The sequence below is a fragment of the Streptomyces sp. NPDC051576 genome (assembly GCF_040681835.1).
Lineage (GTDB): Bacteria > Actinomycetota > Actinomycetes > Streptomycetales > Streptomycetaceae > Streptomyces.
Genome location: NZ_JBFAZO010000016.1, coordinates 61,330 through 76,993, shown reverse-complemented (window position 1 = coordinate 76,993; position 15,664 = coordinate 61,330). Strand labels below are relative to the sequence as shown.

General features: G+C 69.1%; 15 protein-coding genes. 12 read left to right on the top strand and 3 right to left on the bottom strand.

Annotated features, from left to right (window positions below):
- Positions 1-55: 55 nt before the first annotated feature.
- The gene (locus AB0M63_RS40540) at positions 56-592 is read right to left on the bottom strand and encodes an HNH endonuclease (protein ID WP_030609777.1); all 537 of its coding nucleotides are present in this window, start codon (positions 590-592) and stop codon (positions 56-58) included.
- Positions 593-915: 323 nt separating this feature from the next.
- Between AB0M63_RS40540 and AB0M63_RS40535 the strand changes: the two genes are divergently transcribed.
- Positions 916-2,010, top strand: a complete 1,095-nt coding sequence (locus tag AB0M63_RS40535) for a mechanosensitive ion channel family protein (protein ID WP_355901488.1) — start codon at positions 916-918, stop codon at positions 2,008-2,010.
- A gap of 33 nt (positions 2,011-2,043) precedes the next feature.
- Positions 2,044-2,364 carry a hypothetical protein gene (locus AB0M63_RS40530; RefSeq protein ID WP_366022906.1) on the top strand — a complete coding sequence of 107 codons (321 nt, stop codon included), beginning with the start codon at positions 2,044-2,046 and terminating at the stop codon, positions 2,362-2,364.
- Between the two features lie 188 nt (positions 2,365-2,552).
- Here AB0M63_RS40530 and AB0M63_RS40525 read toward each other — a convergent pair whose 3' ends face one another.
- A complete protein-coding gene (locus AB0M63_RS40525; protein WP_366022905.1) occupies positions 2,553-2,864 on the bottom strand; it encodes a hypothetical protein in 312 nt (103 codons plus the stop codon).
- A 16-nt stretch (positions 2,865-2,880) separates the two neighbouring features.
- On the bottom strand, positions 2,881-3,432 hold the full coding sequence (locus AB0M63_RS40520; RefSeq protein WP_355901482.1) for a hypothetical protein: 552 nt from the start codon (positions 3,430-3,432) through the stop codon (positions 2,881-2,883).
- A 344-nt stretch (positions 3,433-3,776) separates the two neighbouring features.
- Between AB0M63_RS40520 and AB0M63_RS40515 the strand changes: the two genes are divergently transcribed.
- From AB0M63_RS40515 to AB0M63_RS40470, 10 genes are all read left to right on the top strand, one after another.
- Complete coding sequence (locus tag AB0M63_RS40515) at positions 3,777-4,610, top strand: hypothetical protein (protein WP_366022904.1); 834 nt, start codon at positions 3,777-3,779, stop codon at positions 4,608-4,610.
- A 190-nt stretch (positions 4,611-4,800) separates the two neighbouring features.
- Positions 4,801-6,012 (top strand): ROK family transcriptional regulator, encoded by a 1,212-nt coding sequence (locus AB0M63_RS40510; protein WP_366022903.1) that lies wholly within the window; start codon positions 4,801-4,803, stop codon positions 6,010-6,012.
- Positions 6,013-6,083: 71 nt separating this feature from the next.
- On the top strand, positions 6,084-7,442 hold the full coding sequence (locus AB0M63_RS40505; protein WP_366022902.1) for an ABC transporter substrate-binding protein: 1,359 nt from the start codon (positions 6,084-6,086) through the stop codon (positions 7,440-7,442).
- Positions 7,443-7,456: 14 nt separating this feature from the next.
- Positions 7,457-8,398, top strand: coding sequence for a sugar ABC transporter permease (locus tag AB0M63_RS40500; protein WP_262058107.1), 942 nt, complete (start codon positions 7,457-7,459; stop codon positions 8,396-8,398).
- Positions 8,399-8,401: 3 nt separating this feature from the next.
- Complete coding sequence (locus AB0M63_RS40495) at positions 8,402-9,295, top strand: carbohydrate ABC transporter permease (RefSeq protein ID WP_366022901.1); 894 nt, start codon at positions 8,402-8,404, stop codon at positions 9,293-9,295.
- Positions 9,296-9,301: 6 nt separating this feature from the next.
- Entirely contained in the window at positions 9,302-10,567 is a 1,266-nt protein-coding gene (locus AB0M63_RS40490; RefSeq protein ID WP_366022900.1) for a 6-phospho-beta-glucosidase, read from the top strand.
- Positions 10,558-11,529: a BadF/BadG/BcrA/BcrD ATPase family protein gene (locus AB0M63_RS40485; protein ID WP_366022899.1), complete on the top strand. Its 972-nt coding sequence runs from the start codon at positions 10,558-10,560 to the stop codon at positions 11,527-11,529. The genes AB0M63_RS40490 and AB0M63_RS40485 overlap by 10 nt, the downstream gene beginning before the upstream one ends.
- Before the next feature lie 239 nt (positions 11,530-11,768).
- Positions 11,769-13,160, top strand: a complete 1,392-nt coding sequence (locus AB0M63_RS40480; protein ID WP_366022960.1) for a hypothetical protein — start codon at positions 11,769-11,771, stop codon at positions 13,158-13,160.
- A 20-nt stretch (positions 13,161-13,180) separates the two neighbouring features.
- Positions 13,181-14,239, top strand: a complete 1,059-nt coding sequence (locus AB0M63_RS40475) for a glutamate ABC transporter substrate-binding protein (RefSeq protein ID WP_355901825.1) — start codon at positions 13,181-13,183, stop codon at positions 14,237-14,239.
- Between the two features lie 73 nt (positions 14,240-14,312).
- Positions 14,313-15,644 (top strand): hypothetical protein, encoded by a 1,332-nt coding sequence (locus tag AB0M63_RS40470; protein WP_366022898.1) that lies wholly within the window; start codon positions 14,313-14,315, stop codon positions 15,642-15,644.
- The last annotated feature ends 20 nt before the right edge of the window (positions 15,645-15,664 follow it).

Sequence of the window (15,664 nt, the reverse complement as noted above, 5' to 3'; positions counted from 1 at the left end):
GCCGGGGCGGACGACTCCGTACCGCCGTACAGGGGGTGCACAAAAGCCCGGATCGTCAGGCGGAGATGCCGTCGATCCGGGCCATCGCGTCCTCCGCGCCGTACGGCTGCAAGTACGGCAGCCAGCGCGGGTCCCTATGGCCTGTCCCGATGATGCGCCAGGCCAGGCCGGATGGTGGGGCGGGTTTGTGGCGCAGCCGCCAGCCGATCTCGAAGAGATGTCGGTCGGCCTTCACGTGGTTGCAGCGGCGGCAGGACGCCACCACGTTGTCCCAGACGTGCTTGCCCCCGCGGCTGCGCGGAATGACATGGTCGACGCTGGTTGCGACGCCACCGCAGTACATGCACCGGCCCCCGTCGCGCGCGAACAGCGCCCGCCGGGTAAGAGGAACGGGCCCCCGATAGGGAACCCGTACGAATCGCTTGAGCCGGACCACGCTGGGTGCGGGGACTGTGACGGTTGCGCTGTGCATAAAGGCGCCGGATTCCTCAAGGGAGACAGCCTTGTTCTCCAGGACGAGGACGAGCGCGCGGCGGAGCGGTACGACGCCGAGTGGCTCGTACGACGCGTTGAGGACCAGGACATGCGGCACGGATGCCTCCTTGTGCGTCGGCGGCGCGTGGCTCGCGCCGGGACGATCTGTAGTCAGTCTCCCCTCATGCCTGGTGGAAGCGCCACCATGTCCCGGTAACGGGCTGGGAGTGTTTTCGACCACATGTGATGCAGCGCCGGGACGGGTGTGGACTCGTCCCACCTGTTCATTCCCCGCTGGGCACAGCCTCTCCCCCGAACATGGCAACGATCCACACACGATGCCCCGATAGTGTGGTGGACCTGCCTTCTCGGTGACCTATTCGTGACCTTGCTCCTGCCGGACCATGCCGGAGGCAGACGCAGCACCTGGAGGTACCTGCCGTGTCCTTGTCCGCCGTCCTACTGGCCGCCGCATCGCCGTCGCCCTCTCCGAGCCCCTCGGAGACCGCGGTGACCGTGCCCACGCTCCAGGACGCCCAGGAGAGCGCCACCAACGCCGCGAGCTGGGTGGAGCAGAACTGGTCCACCTGGCTGGCGATCGGTCTGCGGGTGCTGCTGATCCTGGTGATCGCGGCGGTGCTGAGAATGACGGTGCGGCGGGCGATCACCAAGCTGATAGACCGGATGAACCGGACGGTCCAGTCGGTGGACGGCACGGCACTGGGCGGTCTCCTGGTCAACGCGGAACGCCGCCACCAGCGCTCCCAGGCGATCGGCTCGGTCCTCCGGTCGGTGGCGTCGTTCGTGATCCTGGGCACGGCCGCGCTGATGATCCTCGGCACGTTCGAGATCAACCTCGCCCCGCTGCTCGCCTCCGCCGGTGTCGCGGGCGTGGCGATCGGTTTCGGCGCCCGCAACCTCGTCACGGACTTCCTCTCCGGCGTCTTCATGATCCTGGAGGACCAGTACGGCGTCGGCGACCAGATCGACGCGGGCGTCGCCTCCGGCGAGGTCATAGAGGTCGGCCTGCGCGTGACCAAGCTGCGCGGTGACAACGGCGAGATCTGGTACGTCCGCAACGGCGAGGTCAAGCGCATCGGCAACCTCTCCCAGGGCTGGGCCACGGCCGGCGTCGACGTCACCGTCCGCTCCTCCGAGAACCTCGACCGCGTGAAGGCCACCCTCGACGCGGTCGGCGAGCGCATGAGCAAGGAGGAGCCCTGGAACGAACTCCTCTGGGGCCCCATCCAGGTCCTCGGCCTCGACAGCGTCCTCATCGACTCGATGGTCGTCCGCCTCTCCGCGAAGACCATGCCGGGCAAGTCCGTCGGCGTCGAACGCGAACTCCGCTGGCGCGTCAAGCGGGCCTTCGACGAGGCGAACATCCGGATCGTGGGCGGGGCGACGGCTGACCCGGCGGAGGACGCGGCGGATCCGGTGGAGGCGGTCGCGGCGCCTTCGGTGTACTCCAACGCGGACTCGCCGCAGACGGCGGCTGCTTCGCCTATTTCTTCGCAGCGGCCTTCTACGCGGTAGTAGTGGCGGAATCCCAGGTCACGGGGCCTCCGAATGCCTGAGCGTTCTGCCGGGGCACTGATCGCGATCGAGGAGGCGTCGACGACGCCGATTCGACCCGAGTACGTCGAGGGGATGGCCATCCTGCCGCCGCAGCCGGACTACAAGCACAGCAAGGCCATGGCGCTGGTCATCCCCGATTTCTACGTCCTTCGCCGCGAGCCCACCGAACTCGACGAGTCGTACCGCAAGACGCACAAGGGCTGGTACCCCATCGACACGATCGCCCTGGTAGGCGAGGTCACGTCCACCGACCACGAGACGGACACCGGCCCGAAGCTCCGTACCTACGCCGCCGCGGGAGTCCCGGTCTGATCAACCGCGAGACGAAGACGGCCCACTGCCACACCACCCCCGTCCTCCCCGGCGACGACCCCACCAAGGCGTACTACGACACGGAGTCGAAGGTGGACCTGGGCGAGCCCCTGCCCCTCCCTGCCCCGTATCCCACCCTGGACACGGCACCCTTCCTGGACATGTGAGCCCCAGACCGCGGGTGCCCCTCAGGTCCCCCTCCGCTCGGCCCCCGTATCGAAGAACCGCCCCACGTACTCACCGACCGGCAACCCGCTCTCCCGCATGAGCGAGAACACCTCGGCACCCGCCCCCGGCCCGCCGTCCATCCGGTACGCCTCGGCGAAGTCGACGTACTCCACGCCGTCGAGGTCAGCGCAGTACTCATGCGCCTCCGACTCCGCGAGGGCGATCGCGTCATCGGGCGAACCCGCCCGCCACAGGGTCAACCGCTCCTCGTAGACGCCGAGTTCGCGATGCCGGAACACGCACCGGACGCCGTACCAGGACAGCTCGCTCACTCGATCCCCTGTCTCTTCACGTTCCGGCCTCCACCAGTCCGAGCCCCCGGGCCAGTTGGCACAACGCGCCGAAAGACGCGCCCCTCCGCAAGCCCGAGACCCCCGTATAGGCCTCCCCCGCGCGAAGGTCGAGCAGCACCGTCCCCGACCTCTCGTCGAAGGTGATCGAGCCCCACACCGTGCGCCTGCGGCGCCCCGGGCGCCAGTGGAACCAGATCTCCTCGCGACCCTTCTCCGCGGTGACGGAGGCGCGGTCCGACGACTTCAGTTCCGTGCGCATCCGGTCGGACCAGCCCAAGGAGGGCCGTAGCGCCCGCAGTTGACGTGTCTGGCGGCCGGCGAGGGCGTCCGGGGTGAGGGTGATGCCCGACGTGCGGGCCCGGTGTCGTAGCGACAGCCATGTGACGGCCGCCCAGACAACACTGGCTACGGCCCCGGTCGCCACGACCTCGGCCGCCGTGCCCCAGCCGAGGCTGCCCCGGTCCCACCATGCGAAGCCGACCTGGATCACCACGGGTACGGCGAACACACACGCCGCCTCCCGCCAGCACCCCACCCACACCTTCACGCCAACACCCCGTTCCCCGCCTCTCGCAAACGCGGTTGATCAAAAGTCAGGAGTCTGTGAGGTGGCTGGCAGCCGCTGCCCACGACATCACGAATCGGCCTCGGCGGCGGAGCCGTAGTGGCCGAAAAGGGGCCAACAGGTGGCGCCATTGCGGTAGATCGGGGAAATATCCGTCAGCCCGCTCCCACCTGCGACTTTGTTCATCGTGACGAACCCGTGATGCACCCGCCTTCACAGCTCCAACTCATTTCCATCGCAGCCTCCCCATGCCTAAAGTCGCCCCACGACGGGCCCTTGTTCTGGAGCGCAACGCCCAGGGGTCCGTTTCGAATGTGGGGACAAGCATGAGGAAACTCGCCATCGGCGCCGCCCTGACCGGTGCCCTGGCCCTGACCGGTCTGGCCGCGCCGCTCGCGCAGGCCGCCACGCCGGATCTGGTCTTCTCCGGTGTGACGGTCAACAAGGGGAAGGCGATCGTCGTCGGCACCACCGCCGCGGTGAAGGTGCCCGTGACGTACACGCTGACGCGGCCGTCGGACCTGGTCATCGACTACAAGTCGACATTCGTGGGGGTGATGCTCTACCGCGGCGGGCTCGCGGACGCGGACAACGAGATCGACGGCAACATGGCGCCGACCTGCACGACGACGGCGACGACGGACACCACCGTCACCGAATCCTGCTCCGACACGATCACCATCGACCCGGAGGACAGCCTCTTCGAGACCGCCGACGCGACCACCTGGAACGTCGCCGGCATGTACGGCCACTACGACGTCGACCTGGACGACTCCGACGACAAGATCAGCGCGTCGACCGACTACGCGGCCTGGGGCAACAAGGGCAAGGTCAAGGTGCAGCGGGCCGCGAAGCTCACCGCCAACGCCGCGCCCGAGCCGGTGAAGAAGGGCAGGACCATCACGGTCACCGGCGCGCTGACGCGGGCCAACTGGGAGACCGGCAAGTACTCCGGGTACGTGTCGCAGCCGGCCAAGCTGCAGTTCCGCGCCAAGGGTTCGAGCACGTACAGCACTGTCAAGACCGTCACCTCCGGCACCGGCGGCGCGCTGAGGACGACCGTGAAGGCGGTCAAGGACGGCTACTTCCGCTACGTCTTCGCGGGCACCGCCACCACCGGCACGGCCACGGCCGCCGGCGACTACATCGACGTCCAGTAGGGCTCACATAACGCGCGCACCACCCCACCGCCCCCGCAGGTAACGAGTCTGTTGCCTCGGGGGCGGTGTCTATTGACGCCCCCTTCGCCCTGGGCTTACGTTCCTCCCACCCAATAGGAAACCTTCCTAACAGTGATCACATGACACGCTGGACGGCTGGAAGCAGTTCGAGAGGGAGGTGGCGTACGACATGGCAGGAACCTCCGGCACCCCGGGCACTCCCCGCGTCCTGCGCGCCATGAACGACCGTGCCGCCCTGGACCTCCTCCTGGAGCACGGCCCGCTGTCCCGCACCCGGATCGGCAAGCTCACCGGCCTCTCCAAGCCGACCGCCTCCCAGCTGCTGGCCCGGCTGGAAGCGGCGGGGCTCGTGCTCGCCACGGGGACGAGTGAGGGACGGCCGGGCCCCAACGCCCAGCTGTACGTGGTCAATCCGGGCGCCGCCCACGCCGCCGGACTCGACGTCACGCCGGAGCGCATCCGCGCCGCCGTCGCCGATGTCACCGGTCGTACGGTGGGTGAGTTCGAGCTCGCCACCCCCGGCCGGCGCCCCGCCCAGCCCGTCGTACGGCAGGTCACCGACGCCCTCGACGGGGCCGTCAAGGCGGCGGGTCTGGCGAGGGACGACATCCACCGGCTGGTCATCGGCACGCCCGGCGCCTTCGACCCCAACACCGGCCGGCTGCGGTACGCCTCGCACCTGCCGGGCTGGCACTCCCCCGCCCTCCTCGACGAACTCGCCGCCGCGCTGCCGATGCCGGTGGAGTACGAGAACGACGTGAACCTCGTCGCCATAGCCGAGCAGCGGCTCGGCGCGGCCCGCGGGCACGGCGACTTCGTGCTGCTGTGGAACGAGGGCGGTCTCGGCGCCGCCCTGGTTCTCGGCGGTCGGCTGCACCGCGGCTGGACCGGCGGCGCGGGCGAGGTCGGCTTTCTGCCGGTGCCGGGCGCACCCCTGGTCCGCCAGGTGACCAAGGCCAACAGCGGTGGTTACCAGGCCCTGGCAGGCTCGCAGGCTCTGCCCGGACTCGCCCGCGAACTCGGTATCACCGAGATTCCGACGGGTCCCTACGCCGAGGTCGCCGCCGCCCTCGTCGCGACCGCAGCCGACCACACGAGCGGCCCCCAGCGGCAACTCCTGGAGATCTACGCGACCCACCTCGCGACCGGTCTCGCCTCGCTCGTCTCCGTGCTCGACCCCGAACTCGTCGTCCTCAGCGGTGCCTCACTGACCGCCGGCGGCGAACCGCTACGTGCCCTCGTCCAGGCCGAGTTGGAGGAGCTGGCGGCGTCGCGGCCCCGGCTCGTCGTCGGCGACGTCCATGAACAGCCCGTGCTGCGCGGCGCGTTGGAGAGCGCGCTGGCGACCACCCGCGACGAGGTCTTCGACACCTCGCGCTGAGCACCCCCTTCGACCCACCCCCCGGCTTCCCGCAACCACCTCACCCCGCCCCGCCCTTGGGAGACCTTGCCATGCCCGGAATGTCACAGAAGATGTCCATAACATCCCGGAAAGCGGCTGTCGCAGTCGCCGCCTCCGCGTCCTTCGCCTTCCTCGCCACCGCCTGTACGGGCCAGTCCTCGTCCGGTGCCACCGACGACGCGTCGAAGGACGTCACCATCAATTTCTGGCACGCCTGGAGCGCGGCGTCCGAGCTGAGCGCCGTGAAGTCGCTGGTCGCCGGCTTCGAGAAGGCGCACCCCAACATCCATGTGAACGTCGTCGGCAACATGACCGATGACAAGATCAACCAGGCGCTGCGCACCGGCGGCAGCAAGGCACCCGACGTGATCTCGTCGTTCACGACGAACAACGTGGGCAAGTTCTGTTCCTCGGGCGCCCTGGTCGATCTCAACCCGCTCTTCAAGAAGGACGGCATCGACCCGGAGACGACGTTCCCGAAGGCGATGAACGAGTACACCCAGTTCGACGGCAACCGCTGCACCGCGCCCCTGCTCGGCGACGCGTACGGCCTCTACTACAACAAGACGGAATTCAAGAAGGCCGGCATCGCCGGCCCGCCCAAGACGTGGTCCGAATTCGAGGCCGACGCAAAGAAGTTGACGATCACGAAGGGTGACACGTACTCGCAGCTCGGGTTCATGCCGGACTACCACGGCTGGGAGACCACGACCGAGCACCTCTTCGCGCAGTTCTCGCCGACGTACTTCGACAAGAGCGGAAAGTCGGCACTCGCCACCGACCCCGCGTTCAAGGCCGGTTTCACCCTCCAGAAGAAGCTCGTCGACGAACTCGGCGGATTCAAGAAGCTGGAGAGCTACCGCTCCACACTCGGTGACGAATGGGGCGACAAGCACCCCTTCCACACCGGTCAGGTCGCGATGCAGCTCGACGGCGAATGGCGGCTCGGGATGGCCACGGCCGCCAATCCCAAGCTCGACATCGGCGTCGCGCCGCTGCCCGTCCCGGACGACCAGGTCGCCCAGTACGGCAAGGGCTACATCACCGGGACGATCGCCGGTATCGCCGCGAACAGCAAGAAGCAAAATGCGGCCTGGGAGTTCGTCAAGTACATCACCACGGACACGGACGCGGTGGTCGGCTTCTCCAATTCCATCCACAACGTGCCCTCGACCCTCGCCGCCCTCAAGTCCCCGAAGCTGAAGTACGACCCGCGCTTCAAGACGTTCCTGGACATCGCGGCGAACCAGTACTCGACGACTTCTCCCGCCTCGATCAACGGCGGTGTGTATCTGGCGACCATCCAGAACCTCGGCTACGACTACGAGAGCGGCAAGGTCACCGATCTCGACTCGGCCCTGAAGAGCACCGCCAAGCAGATCGACACCGACATCGCGCAGGCGAAGTAGCGGTAGCGGTCGCGATGAGCACCATCACCCTGGCGTCGAAGCGCCGCAGGTCCGCGCTTCGTACTCTCGCCTTCATGTCGCCCTGGCTGATCGGCTTCGCGGTCTTCTTCGCGTATCCGCTGATCTCGACGGTCTACTTCTCGTTCATGCACTACGACGGCTTTAAGCCGCCGACGTGGGTGGGGACGAAGAACTGGACGTACGTCTTCAAGAACTATCCGTACTTCTGGCCCGCGATGCGCAACACCCTGTGGCTGGTCGTGGTGATGGTCTCGCTCCGGGTCGTGTTCGGGCTCGGCGTCGGGCTGTTGATCACCAAGATCAAGACGGCTACGGGCGTCTTCCGTACGCTCTTCTATCTGCCGTATCTCGCCCCGCCGGTCGCGGCGACGATGGCGTTCGCGTTCCTCCTCAACCCCGGTACCGGGCCGGTCAATTCGATCCTGGAGAAGGTCGGCATCCCGGCCCCGGGCTGGTTCAACGACCCCACCTGGTCCAAGCCGGCGCTCACCCTGCTCGCCCTCTGGGGCATCGGCGACCTGATGGTCATCTTCATGGCCGCGCTGCTCGATGTGCCTCAGGAGCAGTACGAGGCGGCCGAGTTGGACGGCGCCTCGGCCTGGCAGCGGTTCCGGTTCGTCACGCTGCCGAACATCTCGCCGATCGTGATGTTCGCCGTCGTCACCGGCGTGATCCAGACCATGCAGTACTACACCCAGCCGCTCATCGCCGGGAAGGTCGCCTCCGGTGTCATCCAGGGCGCCGGTACGCAGTTCGAGCCCGGCTACCCGGAGAAGTCCACGCTCACCCTTCCCCAGCTCGTCTACAACCTCGGCTTCCAGCGCTTCGACTACGGCTCGGCCTGCGTGGTGGCACTCGTCCTCTTCGCCCTGTCGATGGTGTTCACCGCGTTCCTGATGCGGCGCCGGGGCGGGCTCAACCTGGCAGGTGACTGACCCATGGCCCAAGTACTCGACAAACCCGTGGAGTTGCGGGCGCCGGTGACCCCCGCCGAGCGCACCGCCCGCCGCAAGGCGCTCATCGAGTGGATCGCGGTCCACTCGCTCGGTGTCGCCGCCGCGCTCTTCTTCACACTCCCCTTCGTGTTCGTGTTCCTGACCTCGCTGATGAGCGACAGCCAGGCCCTGAGCCGGGACCTGATCCCGCACACCTGGGAGTGGGGCAACTACCAGAAGGTCTTCGACACCCCGGGCTTCCTCACCTGGTGGAAGAACACCCTCATCTACGCCGGTCTCGGCACCGTGCTGACCGTCGTGTCGTCGATCCCGGTGGCGTACGCGCTCGCCAAGTTCCGCTTCCGGGGCCGGAATCTGTCGCTGATGCTGGTCATCTCGATGATGATGCTGCCGCCGCAGGTCGTCATCATCCCCATGTACCTGTTCTGGGCGAAGCAGTTGGACCTGTCGGGCACGCTGTGGCCGCTGATCATCCCGATGGCGTTCGGCGACGCGTTCTCCATCTTCCTGCTGCGCCAGTTCCTGATGACCATCCCGAACGAATACTTGGACGCGGCGAAGGTCGACGGCTGCGGCGAGTTCAGGACCCTGCTGCGGGTCGTGCTGCCGATGGCCAAGCCCGGTATCGCGGCCGTCGCGCTCTTCCAGTTCTTCTACGCCTGGAACGACTACTTCGGGCCGCAGATCTACGCGTCGGAGAACCCCGGTGCCTGGACACTGAGTTACGGCCTGGAGTCGTTCAAGGGCGCGCACCACACCGACTGGAACCTCACCATGGCCGCGACCGTACTGGTCATGGCCCCCGTGATCCTCGTGTTCTTCTTCGCACAGAAGGCGTTCGTCGAAGGCGTCACGCTCACCGGAGTGAAGGGTTAACCACGTATGAAACTCACCGTGGTCGGCGGAGGCTCGACCTACACACCCGAACTCATCGACGGTTTCGCCCGGTTGCGGGACACCCTGCCCGTCGAGGAACTCGTCCTCGTCGACCCGGCGCCGGAACGCCTGGAACTGGTGGGCGGGTTGGCCCGCCGGATCTTCGCCAGGCAGGGGCATCCCGGCCGGATCGTGACGACGTTCGATCTCGACGCCGGTGTCGAGGGCGCCGACGCCGTGCTGCTCCAACTCCGGGTCGGCGGTCAGGCGGCCCGGGAGCAGGACGAGACCTGGCCGCTGGAGTGCGGCTGCGTCGGCCAGGAGACGACCGGCGCGGGCGGCCTCGCCAAGGCGCTGCGGACCGTACCGGTGGTCCTCGACATCGCGGAACGGGTCCGCCGTACCAACCCGGACGCCTGGATCATCGACTTCACCAACCCGGTAGGGATCGTGACCCGCGCGCTGCTCCAGGCCGGCCACAAGGCGGTCGGGCTGTGCAACGTGGCGATCGGTTTCCAGCGGAAGTTCGCCGGGCTCCTCGATGTCGCCCCGCACGATGTGCACCTCGACCATGTGGGCCTCAACCACCTCACCTGGGAGACCGGTGTGCGGCTCGGTGGTCCCGAAGGGGCGAACGTGCTGCCCGGGCTGCTCGCCGAACACGGCGACGACATCGCCGCCGACCTGAGCCTGCCCCGGGTGCTGCTCGACCGGCTCGGCGTCGTCCCGTCGTACTACCTGCGCTACTTCTACGCGCACGACGAGGTCGTGCGGGAGCTGCGGACCAAGCCGTCCCGGGCCTCCCAAGTCGCCGAGATGGAAAGGGAGTTGCTGAAGATGTACGCCGACCCCGACCTCGACGAGAAGCCGGCGCTGCTCGCCAAGCGCGGCGGGGCCTACTACTCCGAGGCCGCCGTCGATCTGGCCGCCTCGCTGCTCGGCGGGGGCGGGAGTCCCTACCAGGTGGTGAACACGTACAACGGGGGCACGCTGCCGTTCCTGCCGGACGACGCGGTGATCGAGGTGCAGGCGGCCGTCGGCGCCAAGGGCCCGACCCCGCTCGCCGTGGCCGAGGTCGACCCGCTGTACGCGGGGCTGATGGCCCAGGTGACGGCGTACGAGGACCTCGCCCTGGAGGCCGCGCTGCGCGGCGGCCGGGACCGGGTGTTCCGGGCGCTGCTCTCGCACCCGCTGATCGGCCAGTACGAGTACGCCGAAGCCCTGACCGACCAGTTGATCGCGCACAACCGGGAGCACCTCGCGTGGGCCTGACCGCAAGTGTCCTCGCCATCGACGCGGGCAACAGCAAGACCGACGTCGCGGTCGTGGCGGCCGACGGAGAAGTCCTCGCCACGGCCCGCGGCGGCGGGTTCCGGCCCCCGGTCGTGGGCATCGGGACGGCCGTGGACACCGTCGCCGAAGCCGTCGCCCGCGCCTTCGCGGACGCGGGGGTGAGCGCGGTCGAGCATGTGTCGGCCTGTCTCGCCAACGCCGACTTCCCGGTGGAGGAGGAGCAGTTGGCGGCCGCGCTGCACGCGCGCGGGTGGGGCACGAGTGTGGAGGTGCGCAACGACACGTTCGCGGTGCTGCGGGCGGGCATCCCCGAGCCGCGCGGAGTCGCCGTGGTGTGCGGGGCGGGCATCAACTGCGCCGGCATGCGCCCCGACGGCCGTATCGCGCGCTTCCCGGCGATCGGCCGTATCTCCGGTGACTGGGGCGGCGGTTGGGGCCTGGCGGAGGAGGCCCTGTGGCACGCGGCCCGCGCCGAGGACGGACGCGGTGGTCCTACGGCCCTGGCGCGTACGCTCCCGGCGTACTTCGGCCTGGGCTCCATGTACGACCTCATCGAGGCCCTGCATCTCGAACAGGTGGTGCACGAGCGGCGGCACGAGTTGACGCCGGTGCTGTTCGCGACGGCGGCGGACGGCGACCCGGTGGCGCGCTCGATCGTCGACCGGCTGGCCGAGGAGGTGGTGGCGATGGCCACGGTCGCGCTGGCCCGCCTCGACCTGCTCGACGAGGAGGCGCCGGTGCTGCTCGGCGGCAGCATCCTCGCCGCCCGCCATCCCCAACTGGACGACCGTATAAGGGAGTTGCTGGCCGCCCGGGCGCCCAAGGCGGTGGCGAGGGTGGTCACCGCTCGCCCGGTCCTCGGCTCCGTCCTGCTGGGCCTGGACCACGTGGGCGCTCCGCCCGAGGCACACGCCAGGGCGCGGGCCCACTACGAGCACTGACACCCGGGAACCGAACAGATTGCCACGGCGTATTCATGGACAAGGGGGCGGTGCGGGGCGTTGTGTGGTGCCGGAAATCCGGTCGTCACGCTGCGATCCGATCAAGATCCAGTGAAGGCCGGTGCGGAATGTCAGTCCTGGCGGCGATACTTGCGCCGACGGGATGACCCTGGGGGAGGTCAGCAGTGACACAACCGCCGAAGAGCAGCGCGGCGCCACCGGGCTCCGCGCTGCCCACGATGCCGGTGCTACCGCCGCAGCCGGGCCGGTCGGGGGCGCCCGCGCCCCGGCGCACGCCGGACGCGGCACCCGCGCGCCGTACGGCGCTCGCCGAGGGTGTCGACCGGCTGCGCGCGGCGGCGACCACCGAGCCGGGCCGGCTGCGTGCCATCGGCGCGCTGCTTGCCGTGCTGGTGGTCGCGTTCGGCGCGGTCACCGCCTGGCAGACCAACAGCCGGGCGACGGCCGCCGACGACGTCCTCCACCACAGCCAGCCGCTCAGCTCCGACGCGGCCGACATCTACCGCTCGCTCGCCGACGCCAACACCATGGCGGCGAGCGGTTATCTGGCGGGGCTGGAGGAGACCCCGGCGACCCGATCGACATACGAGAAAGATGTGCGTACGGCCGCTTCGAAGCTCGTCACCGCCGCCGCCAACACCGACCCGGGCTCGTCGTCCGCGACCCTCATCAAGCAGCTCAACGAACTGCTGCCCGAGTACAAGGGCCTGGTCGAGTCCGCCCGCGCCAACAACCGGCAGGGCTTCCCGGTGGGCGGCGCCTATCTGCGTGCGGCGAACGACACCATGCAGAACCGGATGCTCCCGAAGGCCCAGGACCTCTACAAGAACGAGAACCAGCGGCTGAGCGCCGACTACGGGGACGCGACGCCGTACCCCTGGTTCGCGATCGCCCTCGGGCTGCTCGCGCTCGGTGGCCTGGCCTGGGCCCAGCGGCGCAACTACCAGCGCACGAACCGGGTGCTGAACCACGGCCTGGTCGCCGCCTCGGCCGCCACGGCGATCGTCCTGCTCTGGCTGGTCGTCGGCCACAGCTTCGCCCGCGCGGGCCTCAACGCCTCGTACGACCACGGGGTCAAGTCGCTCAACGTGCTGCACGACGCCCGTATCGCCTCCCTCAAGGCCCGCAGCGACGAGAACCTGACACTGGTCAGCCGCGGCTCGGAGACGAGGACCCTCCCGGACAAGAAGGTCGTGGACGCCTACGACTGGGGGTACGACCAGGAGATCGCCGCGCTGGGCAAGGGCCTGAAGATGGCCGACTCGCTCGCCGACGACTCCGCGGGCCGCAAGCCCGTAGCGGTCGCCAACAGCTCCATGACGGTGTGGATAGCCCGTCACAAGGTGGTCAGCGACAACAACGAACTGGGCCACTACCAGGAGGCCCGTGACGGTGTCATCGGCGGCAAGGACGCGACGGCCGAGTGCTTCAACGCCGTGGACGCCTCGCTGGACAAGGCACTGGACCACGAGACGAGCGAGTTCAAACAGTCCGCGAGTGACGGCCTGGACGCGATGACCGGCCTCACCGCCGGCGCCGCGGTCCTCGCGGTGCTCGGCGCGGCCGGCGCCGTACTGGGCATCGGGCGCAGGCTGTCGGAGTACCGGTGAAGGGGAAAGAGGGCGTGACGATGCGAGCACGCGGTTACACCGGTCGCCTCCGGAACCTCGGACGGCTGCGGGCCGGCCTGAGGGGCTGGGGCGGGGTGGGCGCGATGGCGGCCGTCTGCGTCCTCGCCCTCGCCTTCGTCCTGCTGCTGCCGCTCACCCAGTCCCGCGGCGAGGCGGGCGCGGACCTCGACGGGCAGCGGACGGCCGAGGGCGTCCAGGCCAAGGCCGCCAAGTGCGACGAGAAGACGGTCCAGAACCTGAGCCCGTCCCCGTCGGACGCCGAGGGCGCCACGATCAAGGCCATCAAGGCCCGCGGTGTCCTGCGGGTGGGCGTCGACCAGAACAGCTACCGCTGGGGGTACCGCAACCCCAACGGCTCCTCCGGCGACCTGGAGGGCTTCGACATCGACCTGGTCACCGCCATCGCCAAGGACATCTTCGGCAGCTCCTACACCTCCGACAACCTCCAGTTCCTGGCCATCCCGACCAGCCAGCGCATCCCCGCGATCCAGAAGAAGCGCGTCGACATGGTGGTCCGCACCATGACGATCACCTGCGACCGCCTCGACGATGTGGCCTTCTCCGCCCCGTACTTCGTCACCGGCCAGCAGGTCCTCGCTCCGAAGGTGTCGACGATCAGCGGCTACAACGACTCGCTCGCCGGCAAGCGGGTCTGCTCGGCGGCGACGTCCACGGCCAACAAGCGGCTGACGGACGACAAGACGAGCGGCAAGCTCCCCGCGAGTGTCGACGTCCTGCCCGCCGTCCCCAACCAGTTGGACTGCCTGGTGCAGCTCCAACTCGGCCAGGCGGACGCGGTGGTGACCGACGGCGCGCTCGCCGCCAGCCAGGCGGCGCAGGACCCGACGGTGGAGCTGAAGGGCAGCCCCTTCACCACCGAGTACTACGGCGTGGCGATGAACAAGGGGGCGACCGACCTGGTACGCCGGGTGAACCGAATACTGGAGACGTACCGCACCAGCCCGGACGGCTGGCGGGCGTCCTACACGAAATGGTTGCTGCCCACCCTGGGTAAGGACTCGGAGTCGGCCAACCCGCCCGCACCGCACTACACGTGACGGACCATCAACTACAGGACAACCAGGACAACACGGACCACTGACGGAAACACAACGCAGCGAGAGGTGATCGATGGGCGTCACGGGACCCCCCGGGCCGGTAATGGACCGGGACGAGGTGGACCGTGCGCTGGCGCGGCTCGGCGCGGAGCACGAGGCCATCGAGACCTCGCTCCTCGCCCTCCAGGACCACGCGGGCCGCAGACTCCTCGAAGGCGCCGAGCTGACCGGCACCACCAAGGAGCGCTGGGCATCCACCGAGGCGTCCATCACGCTGCTGTGGACGTACTTCGACGCGTACACGGACGCCTTCCACGCCGCCCAGAGCATCCGTTCCCGGCGCCGCTGGTCCAGCCGTGAGGACCTGGTCGAGCTGACCGAGCTGCTGCGCGGCGAGTCCGTCACGGTCGCCGGATCCACCGCGGCCACCGCCAACGCCCCGACGCTGACGGGCGGTTCGAGCAAGCTGAGCCACCAGTTCTCGCTGAGCGCGCTGGTCGACGAGATGAACGACCTGTACGCGACCTCGCTCGACATGGTCGTCACGTCCGACGCGGTGTGGTCGGCGCTGCCCGCCCGGATCGACTTACTGGCCGCGGAGTTGCAGCGCACCCGGCAGCTCGCCCACTCCGTCGGCGTCCGCCCCGGCGAGCACCCGGCGGGCGACGACCTGGAGCGCATCACCAGCACCCTGACCGAGCTGCGCGAGCGGGTCATCTCCGACCCGCTGGCCTTCTGGGTGCGGGCGCAGGGCAGTTCGGCCCCCGGCGGCGGCCGACCGGACACCACGGTCTACGACCGGGAGGCGCGCGCCCTGGAGGACGTGCGCCGCGAGATCGACGCCGTGCTCACCGTCCGGCAGGACGCGGAGGCAAGGCTGGTGAAGCTGCGGGACGTGCTCTCCCGCGCGGACCGTACGCTCGCCGAGGCGCGCACCGCGCGCGGTGAGGTCCTCGCGAAGATCGCCGCCACGGAGGTGCCGGTCGTCAGCGGACCGCCGACCGTGCTCCAGGAGCAGTTGTCGACGGCCGCCGAGTACCGCAGACACGCCCAGTGGCACCGGCTGTCCCCGCTCCTGGAGTCCCTGGAGCAGAAAGCTGAGGACGAACTGCTGCGCGCCCGCGAGTCGTTGACCGCGGTCACCCAGCCGCTGGCGGTCCGCGCGGAGCTGCGCGGCCGTCTCGACGCGTACAAGGCGAAGGTCGCCCGGCACGGCCTCGCGGAGGACCCGCTGCTCATCGAGCGGTACGACGCGGCGCGCCGCATGCTGTGGAGCGCCCCCTGCGACCTGCGGGTCGCCGAGCAGGCGGTGCTGCGCTACCAGCACGCGGCGGCAGAGCAGTTCAGCGCTCCCCGGGCCCAACCGCAGGGCGGTCCCGAGGACTTGAGGGGGCCGGGCGCGTGAGTGACGAGGGAGAAGCGGGG